Annotated in this window: 17 protein-coding genes; 8 read left to right on the top strand and 9 right to left on the bottom strand. The window is 73.5% G+C overall.

What is annotated here, in order from left to right; all coding sequences use genetic code 11:
- Window positions 1-18: 18 nt before the first annotated feature.
- Together grpE and dnaK are read right to left on the bottom strand one after the other, a co-directional pair.
- Window positions 19-693, bottom strand: a complete 675-nt coding sequence (grpE, locus tag IEZ24_RS05480; RefSeq protein ID WP_242498333.1) for a nucleotide exchange factor GrpE — start codon at window positions 691-693, stop codon at window positions 19-21.
- Complete coding sequence (gene dnaK / locus IEZ24_RS05475) at window positions 690-2558, bottom strand: molecular chaperone DnaK (RefSeq protein ID WP_129452969.1); 1869 nt, start codon at window positions 2556-2558, stop codon at window positions 690-692. The genes grpE and dnaK overlap by 4 nt, the downstream gene beginning before the upstream one ends.
- A 198-nt stretch (window positions 2559-2756) precedes the next feature.
- Here dnaK and IEZ24_RS05470 point away from each other — a divergent pair, with 198 nt between their 5' ends.
- The gene (locus IEZ24_RS05470) at window positions 2757-3047 is read left to right on the top strand and encodes a Dabb family protein (protein WP_129452970.1); all 291 of its coding nucleotides are present in this window, start codon (window positions 2757-2759) and stop codon (window positions 3045-3047) included.
- A 197-nt stretch (window positions 3048-3244) separates the two neighbouring features.
- On the opposite strand, the gene IEZ24_RS05465 is transcribed toward IEZ24_RS05470, so the two are convergent.
- Window positions 3245-4045, bottom strand: a complete 801-nt coding sequence (locus IEZ24_RS05465) for a GNAT family N-acetyltransferase (protein WP_129452971.1) — start codon at window positions 4043-4045, stop codon at window positions 3245-3247.
- Window positions 4046-4129: 84 nt separating this feature from the next.
- On the opposite strand from IEZ24_RS05465, the gene IEZ24_RS05460 reads away from it, so the two are divergent.
- Window positions 4130-4840 carry an SGNH/GDSL hydrolase family protein gene (locus IEZ24_RS05460; protein WP_129452972.1) on the top strand — a complete coding sequence of 237 codons (711 nt, stop codon included), beginning with the start codon at window positions 4130-4132 and terminating at the stop codon, window positions 4838-4840.
- 12 nt (window positions 4841-4852) lie between these two features.
- Here the strand turns inward: IEZ24_RS05460 and IEZ24_RS05455 are convergent, their stop codons facing one another.
- Window positions 4853-6784 (bottom strand): M3 family metallopeptidase, encoded by a 1932-nt coding sequence (locus IEZ24_RS05455; protein ID WP_129452973.1) that lies wholly within the window; start codon window positions 6782-6784, stop codon window positions 4853-4855.
- A 78-nt stretch (window positions 6785-6862) separates the two neighbouring features.
- Between IEZ24_RS05455 and IEZ24_RS05450 the strand changes: the two genes are divergently transcribed.
- Both IEZ24_RS05450 and IEZ24_RS05445 read left to right on the top strand, forming a co-directional pair.
- Complete coding sequence (locus IEZ24_RS05450) at window positions 6863-7705, top strand: aldo/keto reductase (RefSeq protein WP_129452974.1); 843 nt, start codon at window positions 6863-6865, stop codon at window positions 7703-7705.
- A gap of 259 nt (window positions 7706-7964) precedes the next feature.
- Window positions 7965-9176 (top strand): MFS transporter, encoded by a 1212-nt coding sequence (locus tag IEZ24_RS05445; RefSeq protein ID WP_242498334.1) that lies wholly within the window; start codon window positions 7965-7967, stop codon window positions 9174-9176.
- Here IEZ24_RS05445 and IEZ24_RS05440 read toward each other — a convergent pair.
- On the bottom strand, window positions 9163-9693 hold the full coding sequence (locus IEZ24_RS05440; RefSeq protein ID WP_129452975.1) for a hypothetical protein: 531 nt from the start codon (window positions 9691-9693) through the stop codon (window positions 9163-9165). The genes IEZ24_RS05445 and IEZ24_RS05440 overlap by 14 nt on opposite strands.
- Before the next feature lie 125 nt (window positions 9694-9818).
- Between IEZ24_RS05440 and IEZ24_RS05435 the strand changes: the two genes are divergently transcribed.
- The 3 genes from IEZ24_RS05435 (at window position 9819) to IEZ24_RS05425 (ending at window position 11971) form a co-directional block, all read left to right on the top strand.
- The gene (locus tag IEZ24_RS05435; protein WP_129452976.1) at window positions 9819-10622 is read left to right on the top strand and encodes a hypothetical protein; all 804 of its coding nucleotides are present in this window, start codon (window positions 9819-9821) and stop codon (window positions 10620-10622) included.
- 102 nt (window positions 10623-10724) lie between these two features.
- Entirely contained in the window at window positions 10725-11024 is a 300-nt protein-coding gene (locus tag IEZ24_RS05430; protein ID WP_129452977.1) for a hypothetical protein, read from the top strand.
- A complete protein-coding gene (locus IEZ24_RS05425; protein WP_129452978.1) occupies window positions 11021-11971 on the top strand; it encodes a hypothetical protein in 951 nt (316 codons plus the stop codon). Before IEZ24_RS05430 ends, IEZ24_RS05425 begins: the two co-directional genes overlap by 4 nt.
- Here the strand turns inward: IEZ24_RS05425 and IEZ24_RS05420 are convergent.
- The 4 genes from IEZ24_RS05420 to IEZ24_RS05405 all read right to left on the bottom strand — a co-directional run bounded on the left by IEZ24_RS05420 (window position 11952) and on the right by IEZ24_RS05405 (window position 16392).
- Complete coding sequence (locus tag IEZ24_RS05420; protein WP_129452979.1) at window positions 11952-12866, bottom strand: sucrase ferredoxin; 915 nt, start codon at window positions 12864-12866, stop codon at window positions 11952-11954. The genes IEZ24_RS05425 and IEZ24_RS05420 overlap by 20 nt on opposite strands.
- Window positions 12863-13921, bottom strand: coding sequence for a cupin domain-containing protein (locus IEZ24_RS05415; RefSeq protein ID WP_242498335.1), 1059 nt, complete (start codon window positions 13919-13921; stop codon window positions 12863-12865). Before IEZ24_RS05415 ends, IEZ24_RS05420 begins: the two co-directional genes overlap by 4 nt.
- Window positions 13922-13983: 62 nt before the next feature.
- Window positions 13984-14241 carry a hypothetical protein gene (locus tag IEZ24_RS05410; protein WP_165355935.1) on the bottom strand — a complete coding sequence of 86 codons (258 nt, stop codon included), beginning with the start codon at window positions 14239-14241 and terminating at the stop codon, window positions 13984-13986.
- Window positions 14242-14361: 120 nt separating this feature from the next.
- Window positions 14362-16392 carry an amylo-alpha-1,6-glucosidase gene (locus IEZ24_RS05405; protein WP_129452980.1) on the bottom strand — a complete coding sequence of 677 codons (2031 nt, stop codon included), beginning with the start codon at window positions 16390-16392 and terminating at the stop codon, window positions 14362-14364.
- 163 nt (window positions 16393-16555) lie between these two features.
- Between IEZ24_RS05405 and IEZ24_RS05400 the strand changes: the two genes are divergently transcribed.
- Window positions 16556-17566, top strand: a complete 1011-nt coding sequence (locus IEZ24_RS05400; protein WP_129452981.1) for a LacI family DNA-binding transcriptional regulator — start codon at window positions 16556-16558, stop codon at window positions 17564-17566.
- Window positions 17567-17608: the final 42 nt, after the last annotated feature.

Below are 17608 nucleotides of genomic sequence, written 5' to 3'. Positions count from 1 at the left end.
TCATCGAGTGGTCGGGTCTCAGGCGTCGACAGGGTCGACCACCAGCACCTGGGCGGCTCGCACGACCCGGTCGCCGATCTTGTAGCCGGCCTTGGCGATGTGCTTGCACGTCACCACGCTGACCTCCGGGTCGGTGCCCAGGTGGCTGAGCGCCTCGTGGAGGTTGGGGTCGAACTCGTCGCCGGGCTGGCCGAAGCGGGTCAGGCCGAGGTTGGCGACGACGCCCTCGAGCTGGTCGGCGACGGCCTTGAAGCCTCCGTCGACGTCACCGTGCTCGCGGGCCCGGTCGATAGTGTCGAGCACCTCGATGATCGGGGCGAGGACGCGGTAGGTCGCGTTCTCGGCGATCAGCTGGCGGTCGCGGTCGACACGCTTGCGGTAGTTGGCGTACTCGGCCTGCAGGCGCTGCAGGTCGGCGGTGCGCTCGGCGAGCTGGACCTCGGCCGACGGAGCGACGTCGCCCTCCGTCTCGACGACGTCCTGCGGCTCGAGCGGTCCGCCCTCCTCCAGCCAGTTGTCCACGCCGCTGATCTCCTCGGCGTGGGGGTCCGCGTGGTGCTCGGCGTCGTGCCCAGCCTGCGGGTCGGGCTGGCCGGCCGAGGCTGAGGCGCCCTCCTGGGGAAACTCGACCTCGGTCTCGTCGGCCATCTCGCCGGCCGCGTCACCGAAGGATCCGCTGCCGGGCTCGGTCACTTGGACTCACCCTCGCTGCTGTCCGTGCCCTCGGCGGGCTCGTCGACGATCTCGGCGTCGACGACGTCGTCGTCGGACTCGCCGGTCGCCCCGGTGGCACCGCCCGCAGCGGCCTGGTCGGCCTCCGCGGCGGCGTACATCGCGGCACCCATCTTCTGGCTGGACTCACCGAGCTTGGTGATGCCGGCGGTGATCTCCTCCGACGACGCGTCCTCCTTGGCGAGGGTCGCCTTGAGCGCGTCGACGTCGGCCTGGACCTCGGTCTTGACGTCGTCGGGGAGCTTGTCGGCGTTGTCGGTGAGGAACTTCTCGGTCGTGTAGACCAGCTGGTCGCCCTGGTTGCGGGCCTCGACGGCCTCGCGACGCTTGGCGTCCTCCTCGGCGTACTGCTCGGCCTCCTTGACCATGCGGTCGATCTCGTCCTTGCTGAGCGCCGACCCACCGGAGATGGTCATCGACTGCTCGCGGCCGGACGCCTGGTCCTTGGCCGAGACGTGCACGATGCCGTTGGCGTCGATGTCGAAGGTGACCTCGATCTTCGGCACGCCGCGAGGGGCCGGCGGGAGGCCGGTCAGCTCGAAGTTGCCGAGGGGCTGGTTCTGCGACCACATCTGGCGCTCACCCTGCGCGACCTTGATCTCCACCGACGGCTGGTTGTCGTCGGCGGTGGTGAAGATCTCCGAGCGCTTGGTCGGGATGGTGGTGTTGCGCTCGATGAGCGTGGTCATCACGCCACCCTTGGTCTCGATGCCGAGGGACAGCGGGGTGACGTCGAGGAGCAGCACGTCCTTGACCTCGCCCTTGAGGACACCGGCCTGGAGCGCGGCGCCGACGGCGACGACCTCGTCGGGGTTGACGCCCTTGTTGGGCTCCTTGCCGCCGAGCAGCTCCTTGACGACCTCGGTCACGGCCGGCATGCGGGTCGAGCCGCCGACGAGGACCACGTGGTCGATGTTGGCGACGGCGACGCCGCCGTCCTTGAGCACCGACTGGAACGGCGCCTTGGTGCGCTCGAGCAGGTCGGCGGTGAGCTTCTGGAACTCGCTGCGGGTCAGCTTCTCCTCGAAGTGGAGCGGGCCGCCCTCGCCGTGGGTGATGTAGGGCAGGTGGATCGTGGTCTCGGAGCTCGAGGACAGCTCGATCTTCGCCTTCTCCGCGGCCTCCTGGAGGCGCTGCTTGGCGATCTTGTCGGCGCCGAGGTCGACACCGTTGTTGTCCTTGAACTTCTTGACCATCCACTCGACGACGCGGTTGTCCCAGTCGTCGCCACCGAGGTGGTTGTCACCGGAGGTCGCCTTGACCTCGACGACGCCCTCGCCGATCTCGAGCAGGGACACGTCGAACGTGCCGCCACCGAGGTCGAAGACGAGGATCGTCTGGTCCTCGCCCTTGTCGAGGCCGTAGGCCAGGGCGGCCGCGGTGGGCTCGTTGACGATGCGGCTGACGTTGAGGCCCGCGATCTCGCCGGCCTCCTTGGTGGCCTGGCGCTGGGCGTCGGAGAAGTAGGCCGGGACGGTGATGACCGCGTCGGTCACGGTCTCGCCGAGGTAGGCCTCGGCGTCGCGCTTGAGCTTCTGCAGCACGAAGGCGCTGATCTGCTGGGGGGTGAAGGTCTTGTCGTCGATCTCGACCTTCCAGTCCTCGCCCATGTGGCGCTTGACGGACCGGATGGTGCGGTCGACGTTGGTGACCGCCTGTCGCTTGGCGACCTCGCCGACGAGGACCTCGCCGGACTTGGTGAAGGCGACGACGGACGGGGTGGTCCGGGCGCCCTCGGCGTTGGCGATGACGGTGGGCTCGCCACCCTCAAGTACGGACACGACGGAGTTCGTCGTGCCCAGGTCGATGCCGACCGCTCGAGCCATGGTGTGTTACCTCCTGCTGTGGGTGTTGCCTGGATGACGTGAGTCTGCTGCCATCCTGCCGCGCGTCGACGGAGGAGGCAAAACAGTTGAGTCGATCTCACTCAAGTCTGTTCATGAGGTACAACGCAGGTCAGCCGCCGATGTTCCCCGATCCGGACAGGAACTGCCTGTGACCTGGATCGCCCTAGCCTTGGGGGCATGATCCGGCACACCGTCGCCTTCCGCCTCCGCCACGCACCCGGCTCCGCCGAGGAGGCCGACTTCCTCGCCGCGGCCCGCGCGCTGGCCGACATCCCCGGCATGGAGGCGTACGAGCAGCTGCGCCAGACCAGCGCGAAGAACGACTTCACCTTCGGCTTCTCGATGGAGTTCGCCGACCAGGCGGCGTACGACGGTTACAACACCCACCCGGTCCACACGGCGTTCGTCGCCGACCGGTGGGTGCCGGAGGTCGCGGACTTCCTGGAGATCGACTACGTCCCGCTCTGAGGCGTGGCGGCGGGACGGGGTGGGGCGGGACTTGGTGGGGTAGTCCGACACCTGGAGGGGGTTGTACAGGCCTCGGAGTGACGGACTCCCCGCTCGGGCGGGGACTCTGCGAGGGGCGCGGCCCGCGACCCCAGCGTCATACGAACCCGCACCCATACGTCGTCATGCGGATGACGCAGCGGCGGCGGGCGGGACGCTCAGCGGGTCCAGACGTACGGCGTCGTCGTCGTGATCGCGCGCAGGCCCGACCGCTCGAGGATCGGGCGCGACATGTCGGTGCAGTCGGAGTGGATCAGCCGGATGCCGCGGGCGACGGCGGAGCGGGCGCGGGCGGCGACGAGCGCTCGGTAGATCCCGCGGCCGCGGAACTCCGGCAGCGTCGAGCCGCCCCAGATGCCCGCGAAGTCGGTGCCCTCGACCGGGGTGAGCCGGCCGCCGCACACCACGCGGTCGCCGACCTCGGCGATCCAGAACTCCGACGCCCCGCTCGTGAGCTCGCGCAGCGCCGAGCCCACCGACGGGCCGCGGCCGCCGCCGAAGACCGATTCCTGCGCCTCGAGCATGCGGGTCAGGTCGGGCACTGCGTCAGGCCCGGGCTCGATGCGGCGTACGACGACGGGGCCCTCCGGCGTGTCCGCGAGGGGCACGTCGACGGCGAGCAACGACGCCTCCCCGACCATCACCGTCTCGGCCGGCTCGGCGACGAGCCCGTGCGCGACGAGGCGCTCACCGAGGTCGGCCGGCTCGTCGTGCCCGCGTGACTTCCACTCGAAGGACGCGACGTCGGTGTCGTCGCGGTAGTGCGCGACCGTACGCTCGACCAGCTCGTCGAGCGCCGCCCCGGACAGGCCGCCGAGGTCGCGGTAGGACACGAAGCCGCCGTGGTCGAAGACGCCCCACAGCACCGGCCCCGCGCGCTGCACGTCGAGGGCGCGGGCCATCTCGGCATCGGTGCGCAGCTGGTCGTCGTAGGCCGCCAGGAGGGAGTCGGTCGTCATGGGCGGAACACTAGGTGGCGAAGTCAGGGGAATCTCGGGGATTTTCGACTGCGCGAACGCCCCCGCAGGCCGCACACTTCTCTCGTGCTCCACCGGGGGATCCCGCGCCGCGTCGCCGGCGCCTCAGTCGTCGTGCTGCTGCTCGCTGCGCTCATGGCGTTCTACGTCGCCGACCGCGCGGGCGCCGGTCCGGCCCGCTGCCAGCAGCACCGCCTCGACGCACGCGAGCGGGCCGCGATCGTCACCGGCGAGGGCGAGCGCGTCCTGGTCATCGGCGACTCGTGGTCGGTCGGCCTCGGCCAGGACGACCTGAGCCGCTCCTGGGCGGCCGAGCTGCCCGGCGAGGTCCACGTCCGCGGGTTCTCCGGCTCCGGCTTCAGCGCCCGCGCCAGCCACTGCGGGCGGGTGTCGTTCCACGACCGGGCCGCGACCGCGCTCGGCGTACGTCCCGCGCTCGTCGTGGTCGAGGGCGGGCTCAACGACTTCGACCAGCCCGGAGCCGCGATCGAGCGGGGATTCCGTGACCTGATGGCCGACCTCGCCGGCCACCGCGTGGTGGTCGTCGGCCCCGCGGACGCACCGTCACGCTCGCGCGCCGTGCCGCGCGTCGACGCCCAGCTCGAGGAGCTGTCGGAGGCGTACGGCGTGCCGTACGTCCGCACCAGCGACCTCGACCTCGACTACCTCGACGACCGGCTCCACCTCACCGAGGACGGGCACCGCGACTTCGGCGTCGCGGTCGCCGACCGGATCGCTGACGTCGAGCCCACCCGGCCGGCGGTCGTCCGCCGCTGACGCGACCCGGACCTACTCGGCCAGCCAGGCCGCCCAGCTGTCGAACGAGTAGGGGCGGCCGAGGAAGTCGGCGACGAGGTCGGCGGCGTCCTTGCGCCCGCCCATCGCGAGCACCTTGTCGCGGTAGGCACGGGCGACGTCGGGCGCGAACAGGTCGTCGCGGTCGAAGGCGGAGAACAGGTCCTTGGCGATCACCAGCGACCACATGTAGGTGTAGTAGCCCGAGGAGTAGCCGTCGAGGTGGCCGAAGGCGCAGTGCATGTGGGCGCCCTCGAGCGGCGGGAACACCGAGTAGCGGCGCTGGAGCTCGTCACCGAAGGCCGTCAGGTCGTCGTGCTGCTGGGCGTGGAACCAGTAGGACCGGGCGGCGTAGGACATCTGCTGCACGGCGTAGAGGCCCTTGCCGAACTGCTCGGCGCGACGCATCGCGGCGACCAGCTCGCGCGGGATCGTCTCGCCCTCGGCGTTGCGGGCGAAGGTGGCGAGGACGTCGGCGTCCCACGCCCACTCCTCCAGCATCTGGCTCGGCGCCTCGACGAAGTCCCACTCCGTGGCGACGCCGGAGAAGCGCGCCCACCGGGTCTGCCCGCCGAGCACGTGGTGGACCAGGTGGCCGAACTCGTGGAACAGCGTGACGACCTCGTCGTGCTCCATCAGCCCGCGGGCGAAGTTGCAGACCAGGACGCCCTCGGGCAGCTGCTCGCCGGCGACGCCGGTGACCATGTCGAACTGCGCGGCGTGCTTGAACTTGCCGTCGCGGGGGTGCAGGTCGAGGTGGATCCGGCCGATGCGCGTGCCGTCGAGGCGTACGTCGTAGCTGGCGACCTCGTCGTGCCAGGTCCCGGCCTCCTCGCGGGACACCGGCGTCCACTCCAGGCCGAAGAGCCGTCCGGTCACCTCGAGCAGCCCCTGGCGGACCTGCTCGAAGGGGAAGTAGGTCCGCACGACCTGGCCGTCGACGTCGTACTGCTCGCGGCGGACCAGCTCGGCGTAGTAGCGCGAGTCGTAGGTCGCGACCGAGTCGGCGGACGGGTCGTCGACGCGCTTGCGCTCGAGGAGGACGGCCAGCTCCTCGCCGGCGCGCTGCTTGGCGGCGTCGCCGACGCGGTCGATGAAGTCGGCGACCGCCTGGCCGCTGCCGATCATCTTGACCTCGGTGTCGTAGTCGGGCCACGAGGCGTGGCCGAGCAGGGCCGCGGTCTCGCGGCGTACGGCGAGGAGGTCCTGGAGGACCTGGTCGTTGGCCGGCCACGCGACGGTGTTCTGGGCGAGGGCGAGCTCGTGGCGGGCCTCGGCGTCGGCGCCGAAGGTGGTGAAGGGGACCAGGTCGGGGTAGTCGGTGGTGATGGTGACCAGCCCGTCCTCGTCGGGCGCGTGGGCCTCGCGGTAGTCGTCGGGCAGCCCGGCCAGCCGCTCGGGCGCGATCCGGATCGAGCGGACGTCGTCGCGGATGTTGCGGCCGAAGTCCTGGGAGAGCTTCACGCCCTGCTCGCTCAGCTCGCGCAGGCGGTCGCGGGTGGCGTCGTCGCGATCGACGCCGGCGCGGCGGAAGTCGCGCAGCGTGTGGTCGAGCACCCGGCGCGCGTCGTCGTCGAGACCGTCGGGCGAGAGCGCGTCGAGGACGGCGTAGAGGTCGCGGTCGAGGCCGAGCTCGGTGACGTACTTCTGGACCTGCTGGCTCAGCTCGTCGGCCCGGTCGCGCACGGCGGCGTCGGGGTGGACCTCCGCCCACAGCGAGACGGACCCGGCGTTGGCGAGGGCGGTCTCGGCCTTGTTCCACGCGGTGAGGACCACGGGGGCGTCGGAGGATCCGGCCTTGACCAGGCCCACCTGCTGCTGCGCCTCGGCGAGCTGGTCCTCGCAGCGCTGGGTGACCCAGGCGAGCCAGTCGCCGGGGCCGGGGAGGTCGAGGGGTGCGGGCTGGGTGTCGTCGCTGTCGGGCACGCCCGGAGCCTACGGGCGGGTCCCGACAACCTCCACCGACTTCGGAATACCTCGCAGCCACCGGACGTAGGGACAGGTATGACTGTCCCTGACCTCGCGCTCCACGACGGCACGTCCATCCCCCAGCTCGGCTTCGGCGTCTTCCAGGTGCCGCCGCCGGAGACCGCGGCGACCGTGACCGCGGCCCTCGAGGCGGGCTACCGCCACATCGACACCGCGCAGATGTACGGCAACGAGGCGGGCGTCGGCGAGGCGATCAAGGCCTCCGGCATCGCCCGCGACGACCTCTACGTCACCACCAAGCTCAACAACGGCTTCCACCGCCCCGACGACGCGCGCCGCGAGATCGACGCCTCGCTGGTGCGCCTCGGCCTCGACCAGGTCGACCTGTTCCTCATCCACTGGCCTCTGCCGACCCGGTACGACGGCGACTTCGTGCAGACCTGGCGGGCGCTCATCGAGGCGCAGGAGGCCGGGAAGACCCGCAGCATCGGCGTCTCCAACTTCCAGCCCGCGCACCTCGACCGGATCGTCGAGGAGACCGGTGTCGTGCCGGTGGTCAACCAGGTCGAGGTGCACCCGTTCTTCGCCAACGAGGACGTCCGCGCCGCCAACAAGCGCCACGGCGTGCTCACCGAGGCGTGGTCGCCGATCGCCAAGGGCACGGTCGTCGACGACGACACCATCGGCGAGATCGCCTCGCTCGTGGGGCGTACGCCCGCGCAGGTCGCCCTTCGCTGGCACGTGCAGCGCGGCGACATCGTCTTCCCGAAGTCGATGAACCCCGAGCGGATGCGGCAGAACTTCGAGATCTTCGACTTCGAGCTCGAGCCGCACCACATGTCCGCGCTCGACGGGCTCGACCGCGGCGAGGCCGGGCGGCTCGGCCCGAACCCCGACGCCTTCGACTGGATCCCCTGACTCGCGCGCACCCGGAGCGGTGAGCGACCCACATTCCCGTCCGCGAGAATGTGGGTGGGACACCGCCCACCGGCGTGTCGTACGGAGGCTCGCTGTGAGCGGTGAGCGACCCACATTCCCGTCCGCGAGGATGTGGGTGGGGCACCGCCCCCCGGCGTGTCGTACGGAGGCTCGCTGTGAGCGGTGAGTGAGCCACATTCCCGTCCGCGAGGATGTGGGTGGGGCACCGCCCACCGGGCGCTGCTGAGAGGATGCGTCGGTGACGTCGGGGGCCGCGCAGGAGTTCCGCTTCCGCGACATCTGGCTCGTGGCGTACGGCCCCTCGATCGTCTCCGCGATCGGGCACGGCGCGATCATGCCGGTGCTCGCGCTGCGGGCCCGCGACCTCGGGGCGGACGTCAGCACGGCCGCCGCGATCGTCGCGCTGACCGGCGTCGGCATGCTGCTGGCGAGCCTGCCCGCCGGCGCGCTCGTCGCCCGGATCGGGGAGCGGCGCGCGCTGGTGGGCGCCGGCTTCGTCGACGCCGGGGCGATGGCGCTCGCCGCGCTGACCGACTCGGTGCTCGGCCTGGCGCTCGGCGTGCTGCTGAGCGGGGTGTGCTGGACGCTCTTCCTCATCGCGCGCCAGGGCTTCATGATCGACGTCGTCCCGATCACCCACCGCGCGCGGGCGATGTCGCTGCTGGGCGGGTCCTACCGCGTCGGCGTGCTCATCGGGCCGCTGATCGGCGCCGGACTGATCGCCCTCACCGACCTCACCAGCGTGTTCTGGCTCGGCGCCGCGATGTCCGTCCTGGCCTCGCTGCTCGCCGCCACCATGCCCGACCTCGGCGAGGAGAAGCGTGCCGCGGCGCGCGCGGGCGGGCACCTGGGCGTGTGGACGGTGATCGCGTCGCACCGCCGGCTGCTGGCGACGCTGGGCACGGCCGTCGTCGTCCTCGGCATGACCCGTTCCCTGCGGCTGAGCCTGCTGCCGCTCTGGGCCGACCACATCGGGCTGTCGGCCTCGACGACGTCACTGATCTTCGCCGGCGCGGCCGCCCTCGACGTCGCGTTCATGTGGCCCGGCGGCTGGCTGATGGACACCCGCGGCCGGATGGTCGTCGCGGTGCCGGTGGTCCTCTCCATGGCCGTGGCGTGCCTGTTGCTGCCGCTCGCCACCAGCACGGCGTCGGTGGCCCTGGTGATGGCGCTCATCGCCTGCGGCAACGGCCTCGGCTCGGGCATCGTGATGACGCTCGGTGCGGACGCGGCCCCCGACGAGGGGCGCCCGCAGTTCCTCGGCGCGTGGCGGCTCTGCGGCGACGTCGGCAACACCGGCGGCCCGCTCCTGGTGAGCGCCATCGCCGCGACGGCCCCGCTGGCGACCGCGTGCCTCGTCCTCGGCGTACTGGGGCTGGCCGGCGCGGGCTGGGTGGGCCTCTGGACGCACCGGGTGGACCGGGCGAGGCTGGCGCTCAGCCGACGGTGACGGTGATCTCGTTGGAGACGACGTCGGAGTCGGTGTCGACCACGCGGAACTTGTTGGGACCGGTGCGGCTGGTCTGGACGTAGGTCGCGAACGTGCCGCCGCTGACCGACATGGTCACCGGGAAGTCCGACCAGGCGCCGTTCTCGAGCCGCTGCACCTGCAGGATCGCGCCCTCGCCGCCCTCGTAGGTCCCGGTGAGGTCGATCTGCTGCATCGGGCTGACCGACTGCTGGGTCGCGGAGAGCGAGATGCCCGTGGCGGGGGCCTCCGACGAGGTCTCGGTGCCGGGCTCCGGCTCCGTCGGCTGCTCGGGGACGGTCTCGGTGGCGGTCTCGCTCGGCTTGGGCAGCCGGAAGGTCGCCGACGCCGTCGAGTCGTCGCTGGACGACGACGTGTCGCCGATGCCGGTGGCCTGGACCCCCGCGAGCACGGCGAGACCACCCAGCAGGCCGAGGGCCACGGCGACGCCGACCAGGGCGACGAGCCCCATCAGCACAGGGCGGTTCTCGGTGTCCATGTGGGTGGGGGATGCCTTCCGGGCGGGTGGGTCGGGCACCGTCATTGTCCAAGACCAGTGGTTGCGGGCCAAGTCGTGCGCCCGCCGGGCGTGGCCCGCCACCCCTCGTCGGACAGGATGGGGGCATGCAGTCACCGTTGCGACACGGCAAGGCAGCCCTCGGCACGACCATCGCCGGGGGCGCCCTCGCCGCGCTCTCCCAGGCCCCCGAACGCGCCTCCCGCCTGCTCCGGCACCGCTACCCGACGGTGGCGGTGACGGGCATGACCGGCGTCGGCAAGACCCGGCTGGCCGACCGCCTCGCCCGGCGCGCGAGCGCCGAGGCCTCGGCCACCGACGGCGCCGAGGTCGGCTCGGCGGTGATGGAGCGGCGTACGCGTCGCAACGCCCGATTGCGCGGCTACCGCTTCCGCGTGGTCCCCGGCGAGAACGCCGCCACCCGCCTCGGCGCGCTCGACGAGGTCTTCCACGACGAGCCGGTCGACGGGGTGCTGCACGTGGTCGCCAACGGCTACGCCACGCCCCGGCGTACGGCCGGCACCACCGGCGCCGCGCTCGCCTCCCGCGAGGAGCAGCTCGCCGCCGAGCTCGAGGACTGGGCGATCACCGCCCACCGGATCGCCAGCATGGCCGTACGCCGCGAGCGCCCCACGTGGCTGGTCGTCGCGGTGACCAAGGCCGACCTCTTCGCCGACGACATCGACGCGGCCGTGCACTACTACTCCCCCGGCAGCGGCTCGCCCTTCGGCGACAAGCTCGACGAGCTCCGCGCCCTCGCCGGCGGCGCCCGGCTCTCGATCGACGTGCTCCCGGTGTGCGCGCAGGGCGGTGGCCGGAAGGGCGCCGGGTCCAGGCTGCCCGACAAGGCCTGCAGCGAGCTGCTCAACAAGCTCGAGCTGCGGATGGCCCAGCTCAGCGGCCACGTCTGAGCGGTCCCCCGCCCGCCGCTCCCGGTCCGGACCGCCGACCTCGGTGGTTCACAACTTCACGACCTCGGGTTTCGGGCCCGCTCCGGCGGGCAGAAGACCGCCATGAGGCCGATCGCGATCAACCAGCGGGCGCTGCGGGGCGCCAAGGAGGAGCTCGACTCCGCCCGTGAGGACCTGACGGCGGCGCTCGGCGACATCGACCACCCCGCCGACGACTTCCCGTGGCGCGACCTGCTGGTCGAGGGGGTCCGCAGCCTCGTCGACGACACCGAGCAGGTCGCCAGGCGCTGCCGCAGCATCGCGGGGGCCATCGACGACTCGGTCGTCGACTTCGACGAGCTCGACCTCATGGTCGGCGAGGCGGCCACGGTCGCGGCCAGGCTCGCCGAGGTGAAGCCGTGACGCGGGTCGCGGCCGAGGCGCTGGTCGAGACCGAGCGGGAGGGGCTCCGGTTCGGCGACCCGATCGGCTGCCACTACCGCTGGCTCGAGCCCGGCAAGGTCGACGCCTACGGCGACTCCGTACGCCGCCTGGCCGCCAAGGTCGAGCTCGCGGTCGACGCGTTCGAGCGCACGTCCACCCTGTCGGAGGACGTCTTCGCCGGTGAGGCCGCCGACAAGCTGCGCGAGCGGGCCGCCCGTCGCCACGAGGAGTCGGCGTCCGTCCGCGACGACCTGCGCGGCCTCGGGCGCGCGATCAACGCCTACTCCGACGTGCTCCGCCGTCACCGCGACGGGCTCGAGCAGCTGCGCGCCTTCGCCGCCGGCAAGGGGCTCGAGGTCCGCGACCACCGGATCTGGCCGCCCGTCGAGACCCTGCCCGGCGACGCCACGCGACAGCAGGCCGACGCGTGGGAGGCCGACTGGAAGGCCTACCAGGCGTGCTTCGAGGCCAAGATCGAGCTGCGCGACGCCCGGCGGGCCGGCACCCGCGAGCTGGTCAAGGCGCTCGCCGACCACGCCGGGGTGCACCCGGACGAGGACGGGCAGAAGCTCGTCGCCGCCACCACCAACCAGGTGCGGTTCGGCGAGCTGCGCCGCGAGGCGGCCGAGGAGGCGATGGAGGCCGTCGAGGCCGCCGACGTCGCGGACGCCGCCCGCGGCACGGTCGAGGCGCTCAAGCGCCGCGAGCAGGCCGCGCTCGACAGCCTCGAGGAGCTCGTCCTGGCCGAGGCGCCCCACGAGGAGATCTCGGCGCAGGCCGCCAAGGTCCAGGCGCTGCACCGCGAGCTCGTCGACGCGCGGGTCGAGGCCCGCGACGCCGCGACCGTCGCCGAGCGTGAGCAGGCGCAGGCCGACCGCGCCGCCCGCAACCTCGAGGCGGCGGACATCAGGACCCGTCTGGGTTGACCTCGCCGACCTCGACGACCTCGTGGCGCGGGATCGTGCTCGCGCGGCGCGCCGAGCAGGTCAGCTGGTGGGCGTCCTCGCCCGGCACCCGGCGTACGACGACGTCGCGGACGCCGAGCCCGCGCACCTCGCACCGCACCGCGGTCAGGTCGCCGTCGACGCGCACGCCCCGGACCTGCACGTCGTCGAGACCGGTGAGCCGATGCTCCCGGCGCAGCGCCACGTCGGCGGCCTGGGCGGCCATCGGCAGGTCGGACCGGCCGCGGAAGTGCTCGAGCAGCACCTGGCCGACGGCGGTCGCGTCCGCGACGGCGCGGGCCGAGTCGGGGTCGAGGCCGCCGTAGTAGAGACCGCGCGGCAGCACGACGAGGTTGCCGGCGAACCGGTCGCCGCCGACGTGGGAGGTCTCCCACGTCGCGTCACCATGGGGTCCGTCGGCGAGCGCGAGCGCCACGGGACGCCCGAGCTCGGTGCAGCAGGCGTCGTGGCGGCCGTGGGTGCAGACGGCGAGCAGCGACGCGGTCGACCGGTCGAGGCCGAGGCTGCGCCCGGCGCCCAGCGCGGCCAGGTCGAGGGAGCGTACGTCCGCCAGGCCGTCGAGCGAGGCGCTCTCCAGCCAGGACCCGGGACCGGCCGCACGCGCGGCGACCACGCGCACCGGGCCGCCAGTGGCGCGACGTCCAGGCCGGCGTACGAGCAGGACGCGCACGCGGTTGCGGCGCGACGCCTCGCGCAGGTGCTCGCCCAGGCCCTCGGGCAGCCGGGCGTCGCGCAGCGCGTCGGCTCCCCACGGACCGGCGTGCTCGACGAGCAGGAAGCTGCGGACCGTCGAAGCGGTGCCGGCGAGCTCGTCCCCGCGCTCCCGGCTCGCGACCGCGCAGCGGAACCCGGTCATCGCGCGACCTCGAGCAGCCCCTCCCGGACCAGGCGGCGACAGAGCACGAGGGCACTCTCGACGTCGAGCGGGGCGAGGGCGGCGGGCGTGAGCTCGTGGTGGGTCGCGACGTGCTCGAGCGCCGGGCGGACCCGGGCGGGGACCCGCAGGGCCCGGTCGCCGATCAGCACCCGGACGGTGTCGCCGTCGTCGACCAGCTCGCAGGGGTGGCCGCGGCGACGCCGGAGCCGGGTGTCCGCCAAGATGCCCCGGGCGAGCGCGTCGCGGTCGAGCAGGGCACCGGCGAGGCGCGGGGGTCGTCCGGCGAGGAACCCCTCGGCCTGGGCCGCCGCGAGCGCGGCCGGGTCGAGGTGGCGTACGGCGTCGGCGACCGCGGCGAGGTGCTCGCCGAGGCCGTCGGCGAGCCGGGCGGGGTCGGTGAGGTAGCCCGCGGGGAGGTGCTCGTCGGGCACCTCCGCGAGCAGCCGACCGACCTCGCGGGTCAGCAGGCTGCGCCAGGTCAGCTGGTTGATGCCGATGGTGAGGTGCAGCGACACCGACTCCTGCGCGCGAGCGGCGTGCGGCGTGCCGGTCGGGAGGTAGGCGACGACGCCGGGCTCGAGGAGCAGGTCGCCGGGTCCGCCCTCGCCGTGGACCTCCCACATCTTGGTGCCGTGCGTCTGCAGGACGAAGACGTCGTGGGAGTCGGAGTGGACCGCGAAGCCCTGGGCGCCGGGCGGGGTCAGGTAGGCGTTGGCCTGGCAGGGGTGGCCGAGCTCGAGCTCGAGCTCGGCGACGAGGTCGCCGACGGGCGACCAGTAGCGCTGGAGGCCCTGGAGCACGATGGTGGCGCCCTCGTCGTGCAGGCGCATGAGCCTGACCGGGTCGACCAGCCCGGTCAGCGGCTTGCCGGCGAGGCTGCCGCCGCGGGTGAACGACGACTCCGGCAGCACCGACCCGTTGCGCGCGACGCGCACCGCGGGCGCGCGGATCGCGGTCTCGGTCAGCAGGTGGTCGACGTGGGCGAGGGAGAGGACCTCGGCGCCGTACGCCGGGTCGGTGCGATGGACGTGCACCGACGACGCCCAGACCTTGTCGAGGAAGGTCTGGGCGTCACCGGTCAGCCGGTCGAGAGCGCTCAGAGCGCGGTCCCGTCGGTGCCGTCGGCGTCGGTCGAGTCGCCGTCCGTGGCGTCGGTCGAGTCGCCGTCGCTGGCGTCGGCGTCCGTGCCGTCGGCGTCCGTGGAGTCGCCGTCGGTCGCGTCGGTCGAGTCGCCGTCGGTGGCGTCCGCGTCCGTGCCGTCGGCGTCGGTGCCGGGGCCGGCTGCCACACCGGTCGGGTCGACGCCCTCGGTCGTGATCTCGTCGTCGCCGAGCGGGTTGCCGGGAGTCGTCATGGTTCCTCCTCGATGTGCCGCGACGGACGGTCCGCCCCGGGAAGTGGTGTCGAGTCTGGTGTCGCCGGCACCACCGTCCCACACCCCTGGGGACGGGGACAGGGGGCGTTCAGCGGGTCCTCACCCGGTGGTGGCCCGCCCGTCCTCGGACACCTCGATCGCGACCCGGCGCTCGTGCGTGCCGAGCCCCGCGATCCGCGTCGTGCCGAACCCCCAGGGCTGCACCGGCGCCAGGGACAGGCCGTGCTCGGCGTCGCGGTCGGGCCGCAGGCCGAGCACGGAGGAGACCAGCGAGACCGCGGAGGCGGCCGACCAGGCCTGCGGGCGGCAGGCCGCGGGATAGGGCAGGGGGACGGGTTGGGCCGAGGCCGCGTCGCCGGCGAAGAGCTCCGGCGGCCGGCCGCCGAAGGCCGTGAGCGCGGACAGCAGCGCCTCGGCCACCTCGGCCGTCTCGGGTCGCTGCTCCGCTGCGAGCCCGGCCAGGCAGATCGCGGTGTCGTGCGGCCACACGGACCCCACGTGGTAGCCCGTCGGAGAGTAGCCCGCGGCCTGCGTCGACAGCGTGCGGATGCCGAAGCCCGACTGCATGTCGTGGCCGACGAGCCGTCGGGCGACGAGGTCGACGCCCTCGGCGTCGAGGATCCCGGTGCCGAGCAGGTGCCCGATGTTGCTCGTCAGGGAGACGACGGGGCGCTTGTCGCGGTCGAGCGCGATCGCCGGGAACGCACCGACGGCGTCCTCGACCCAGAAGCGGCGGGCGAACTCCTCGCGCAGCCGCGCGGCCCACTCGCGCCACCTGTCGACGCCGGGCCGGCCGTACGCCTCCAGCAGGTCGGCGCCCCGCACCGCCGCGGCGTAGGCGTAGCCCTGCACCTCCGCCAGCGCGAGCGGCGAGGTGGCGCGGCTGCCGTCGCTGCGGCGTACGGCGTCGCCGGAGTCCTTCCAGCCCTGGTTGGACAGGCCGTGGCCGGAGCGGTCGACGTACTCCAGGAGCCCGTCGCCGTCGGCGTCGCCGTGCTCGACCTGCCACGCGAGGGCCCGCTCGAGCGCGGGCAGCAGCGGCTCGACCTGGTCGCCGGGGGCGCCCCAGCTCCACGCGTCGTGCAGGGTCAGCGCCCACAGCGGGGTGGCGTCGATCGTGCCGTAGTAGACCGGCGGCAGGTGGCGGTCGGCGCCGTCGTCCTCGCCGAGGCTGAAGCCGGCCGAGCGCACCTCGTGCAGGATCTTGCCGGGCTCCTCGGCGGTGACGTCGTCGGTGCGGGTGCCCTGGTGGTGCGCGAGGAGCCGCAGGGTCGACATCGCCAGGTCGGTGGTGACCGGCATGAGCATGCGCGCGGTCCAGAGGCTGTCGCGGCCGAACAGCGTGAGGAACCACGGGGCGCCGGCGCCGATGAACTCCTCGTCCGCGCCGTCGGCGCCGGGAGCCGCGAGGCGGAGCAGGCGGAGGTCGTCGAGGCTGCGCCGCAGGACCGGCGCGATCCGGCGGTCGGCGCTCGCCACCTCGACGTCGGGCCAGCCCGCGTCGCGTCGCGGCGCCGAGACAACCGCCCCGGCGGCGTCGAGGGTGACCAGCAGGTCGTGGGCGACGCTCTCGCCCGGGGGCACGACGACGTCCCACGTCGCCACGACCTCCGTGCCGTCCGTCGTCGTACGAGCGCCCGGGACGCGCAGGGTTGCCCGGAGGCCGTCGCGGTCCCAGGTCAGCAACGAGCCGCCGACGCCGTCGGCCGGGACCGGCTCGAAGGTGGCGCCGGACTTCACGCCGTCCATCGGCGCGAGGTCGGCGGCGACCCGCAGCCCGAGCGTGCACGTCACCGGCTCGGCCGCGGTGCTGGAGAGCACGTACGTCTCCCGCACGAGGCCGGGCTCGACGTCGCGCCGCCGGACCAGGCGCACCGTCGGGTCGGGACCGGGGTCGCCGAGGTGCCGGGGCACGGACACGAAGGAGTGGGTGTCACCCCGCACGCTGTGCGCCGCGACGGGCGTCGGCTCCTGCCCGTCGACCTCGAGCGCCAGCAGGCAGAGCACCCGGCGATCGGCGTGGTGGACGCCGGCCAGGCCGCCCGGGCGCACCTGGCCGTCGCCGGCCGACCACACCTGCGTCGGCGCCGCGAGCGTGAGGGACAGGTCGTGCAGCCAGGGTTGTTCCATCGACGGTCCTTCGGGGTCGGGGCGGGAGGGGCTTCCCAACGAGTGTGACGTGGGTTACGGTTTGAGCGCTCAAAGTTTGAGCGCTCAAACACCCTAGTGGCCGCACTGGCGCACCGCTACCCCGCATTCCGGAGCCACCGGAGCACCGATCGAGGAGGACGAGATGGCCGAGTCCGGACCCGCCACGCTCGACTCGGTCGCGGCCCGCGCCGGCGTCTCGCGGCAGACCGTCTCCAACGTGCTGCGCCACCCCTCCCGCGTCGCCGCGCCGACCCGCGAGCGGGTGCTCGCCGCCATCCGCGAGAGCGGCTACCGGCCGTCGCTGCCCGCCCGCCAGCTCGCCACCCGCCGCGCGCACGCCATCGCCGTACGCGCCGAGCGCCAGCAGGACGGCATCTCGGGCCTCGTGCTCGACGCCTTCTACCACGGGCTCGCCGAGGCCGGGCAGGACAACGGCCTGCGCGTGCTGCTGTACGCCCAGCCCGAGGACGAGGCCGCGGAGGTGGCGCTCATCGACGAGCTCGTGCTCACCGGCGCGGCCGACGCGGTCGTGCTCACCGCCACCAGCGCCGACGACGAGCGCCCCGCCCACCTGCGCGCCAACGGCACCACCTTCTGCGCCTTCGGCCGGCCGTGGGGCCACGACGACGAGCCGCACGACTGGGTCGACGTCGACGGCGCCGTCGGCACCGGCCTGGCCGTCCAGCACCTCCTCGACCTCGGTCGCCGTCGCATCGCCTACCTCGGCTGGCCCGGCGACGGCGCGGAGCCGAGCACCGGCACCGACCGCCGGCGCGGCTGGCTGGACGCCCTCGCCGAGGCCGGTCTCGGCGGCGCGGCCCTCGAGGCCCGCAGCCTCAACGACGCCGCCGCCGCGCAGGCAGCCGTGGCCGAGCTCCTCGACGCGCCCGACGCACCGGACGCCATCGTGTGCGCCAGCGACACCCTCGCGCTGGGCGCCCACCGCGCGGCGACGACGCGCGGCGGCGAGCCGGCGACGGTGGTCGGCTTCGACGCCACGCCCGTGGCCGCCGCCCTCGGCCTGGCCAGCGTGGCCCAGCCGATCGACCAGGCCGCCCACCTGTGCATCGAGCTGCTCACCGGCCGGCTCGAGACCCCCGACCGGCCCGCGCAGGGCCTGCTCGTACCCCCCGTGCTGCACCTCCCGACCTGACCAGACCCAGACCCCACCCCCGACCCAGACCCAGACCCAGAC

This window comes from Nocardioides ganghwensis, assembly GCF_014779655.1.
Classification (GTDB): domain Bacteria; phylum Actinomycetota; class Actinomycetes; order Propionibacteriales; family Nocardioidaceae; genus Nocardioides; species Nocardioides ganghwensis.
Note: the sequence above shows the minus strand (reverse complement) of the source record. Positions and strands in the feature narration are given on the sequence as shown.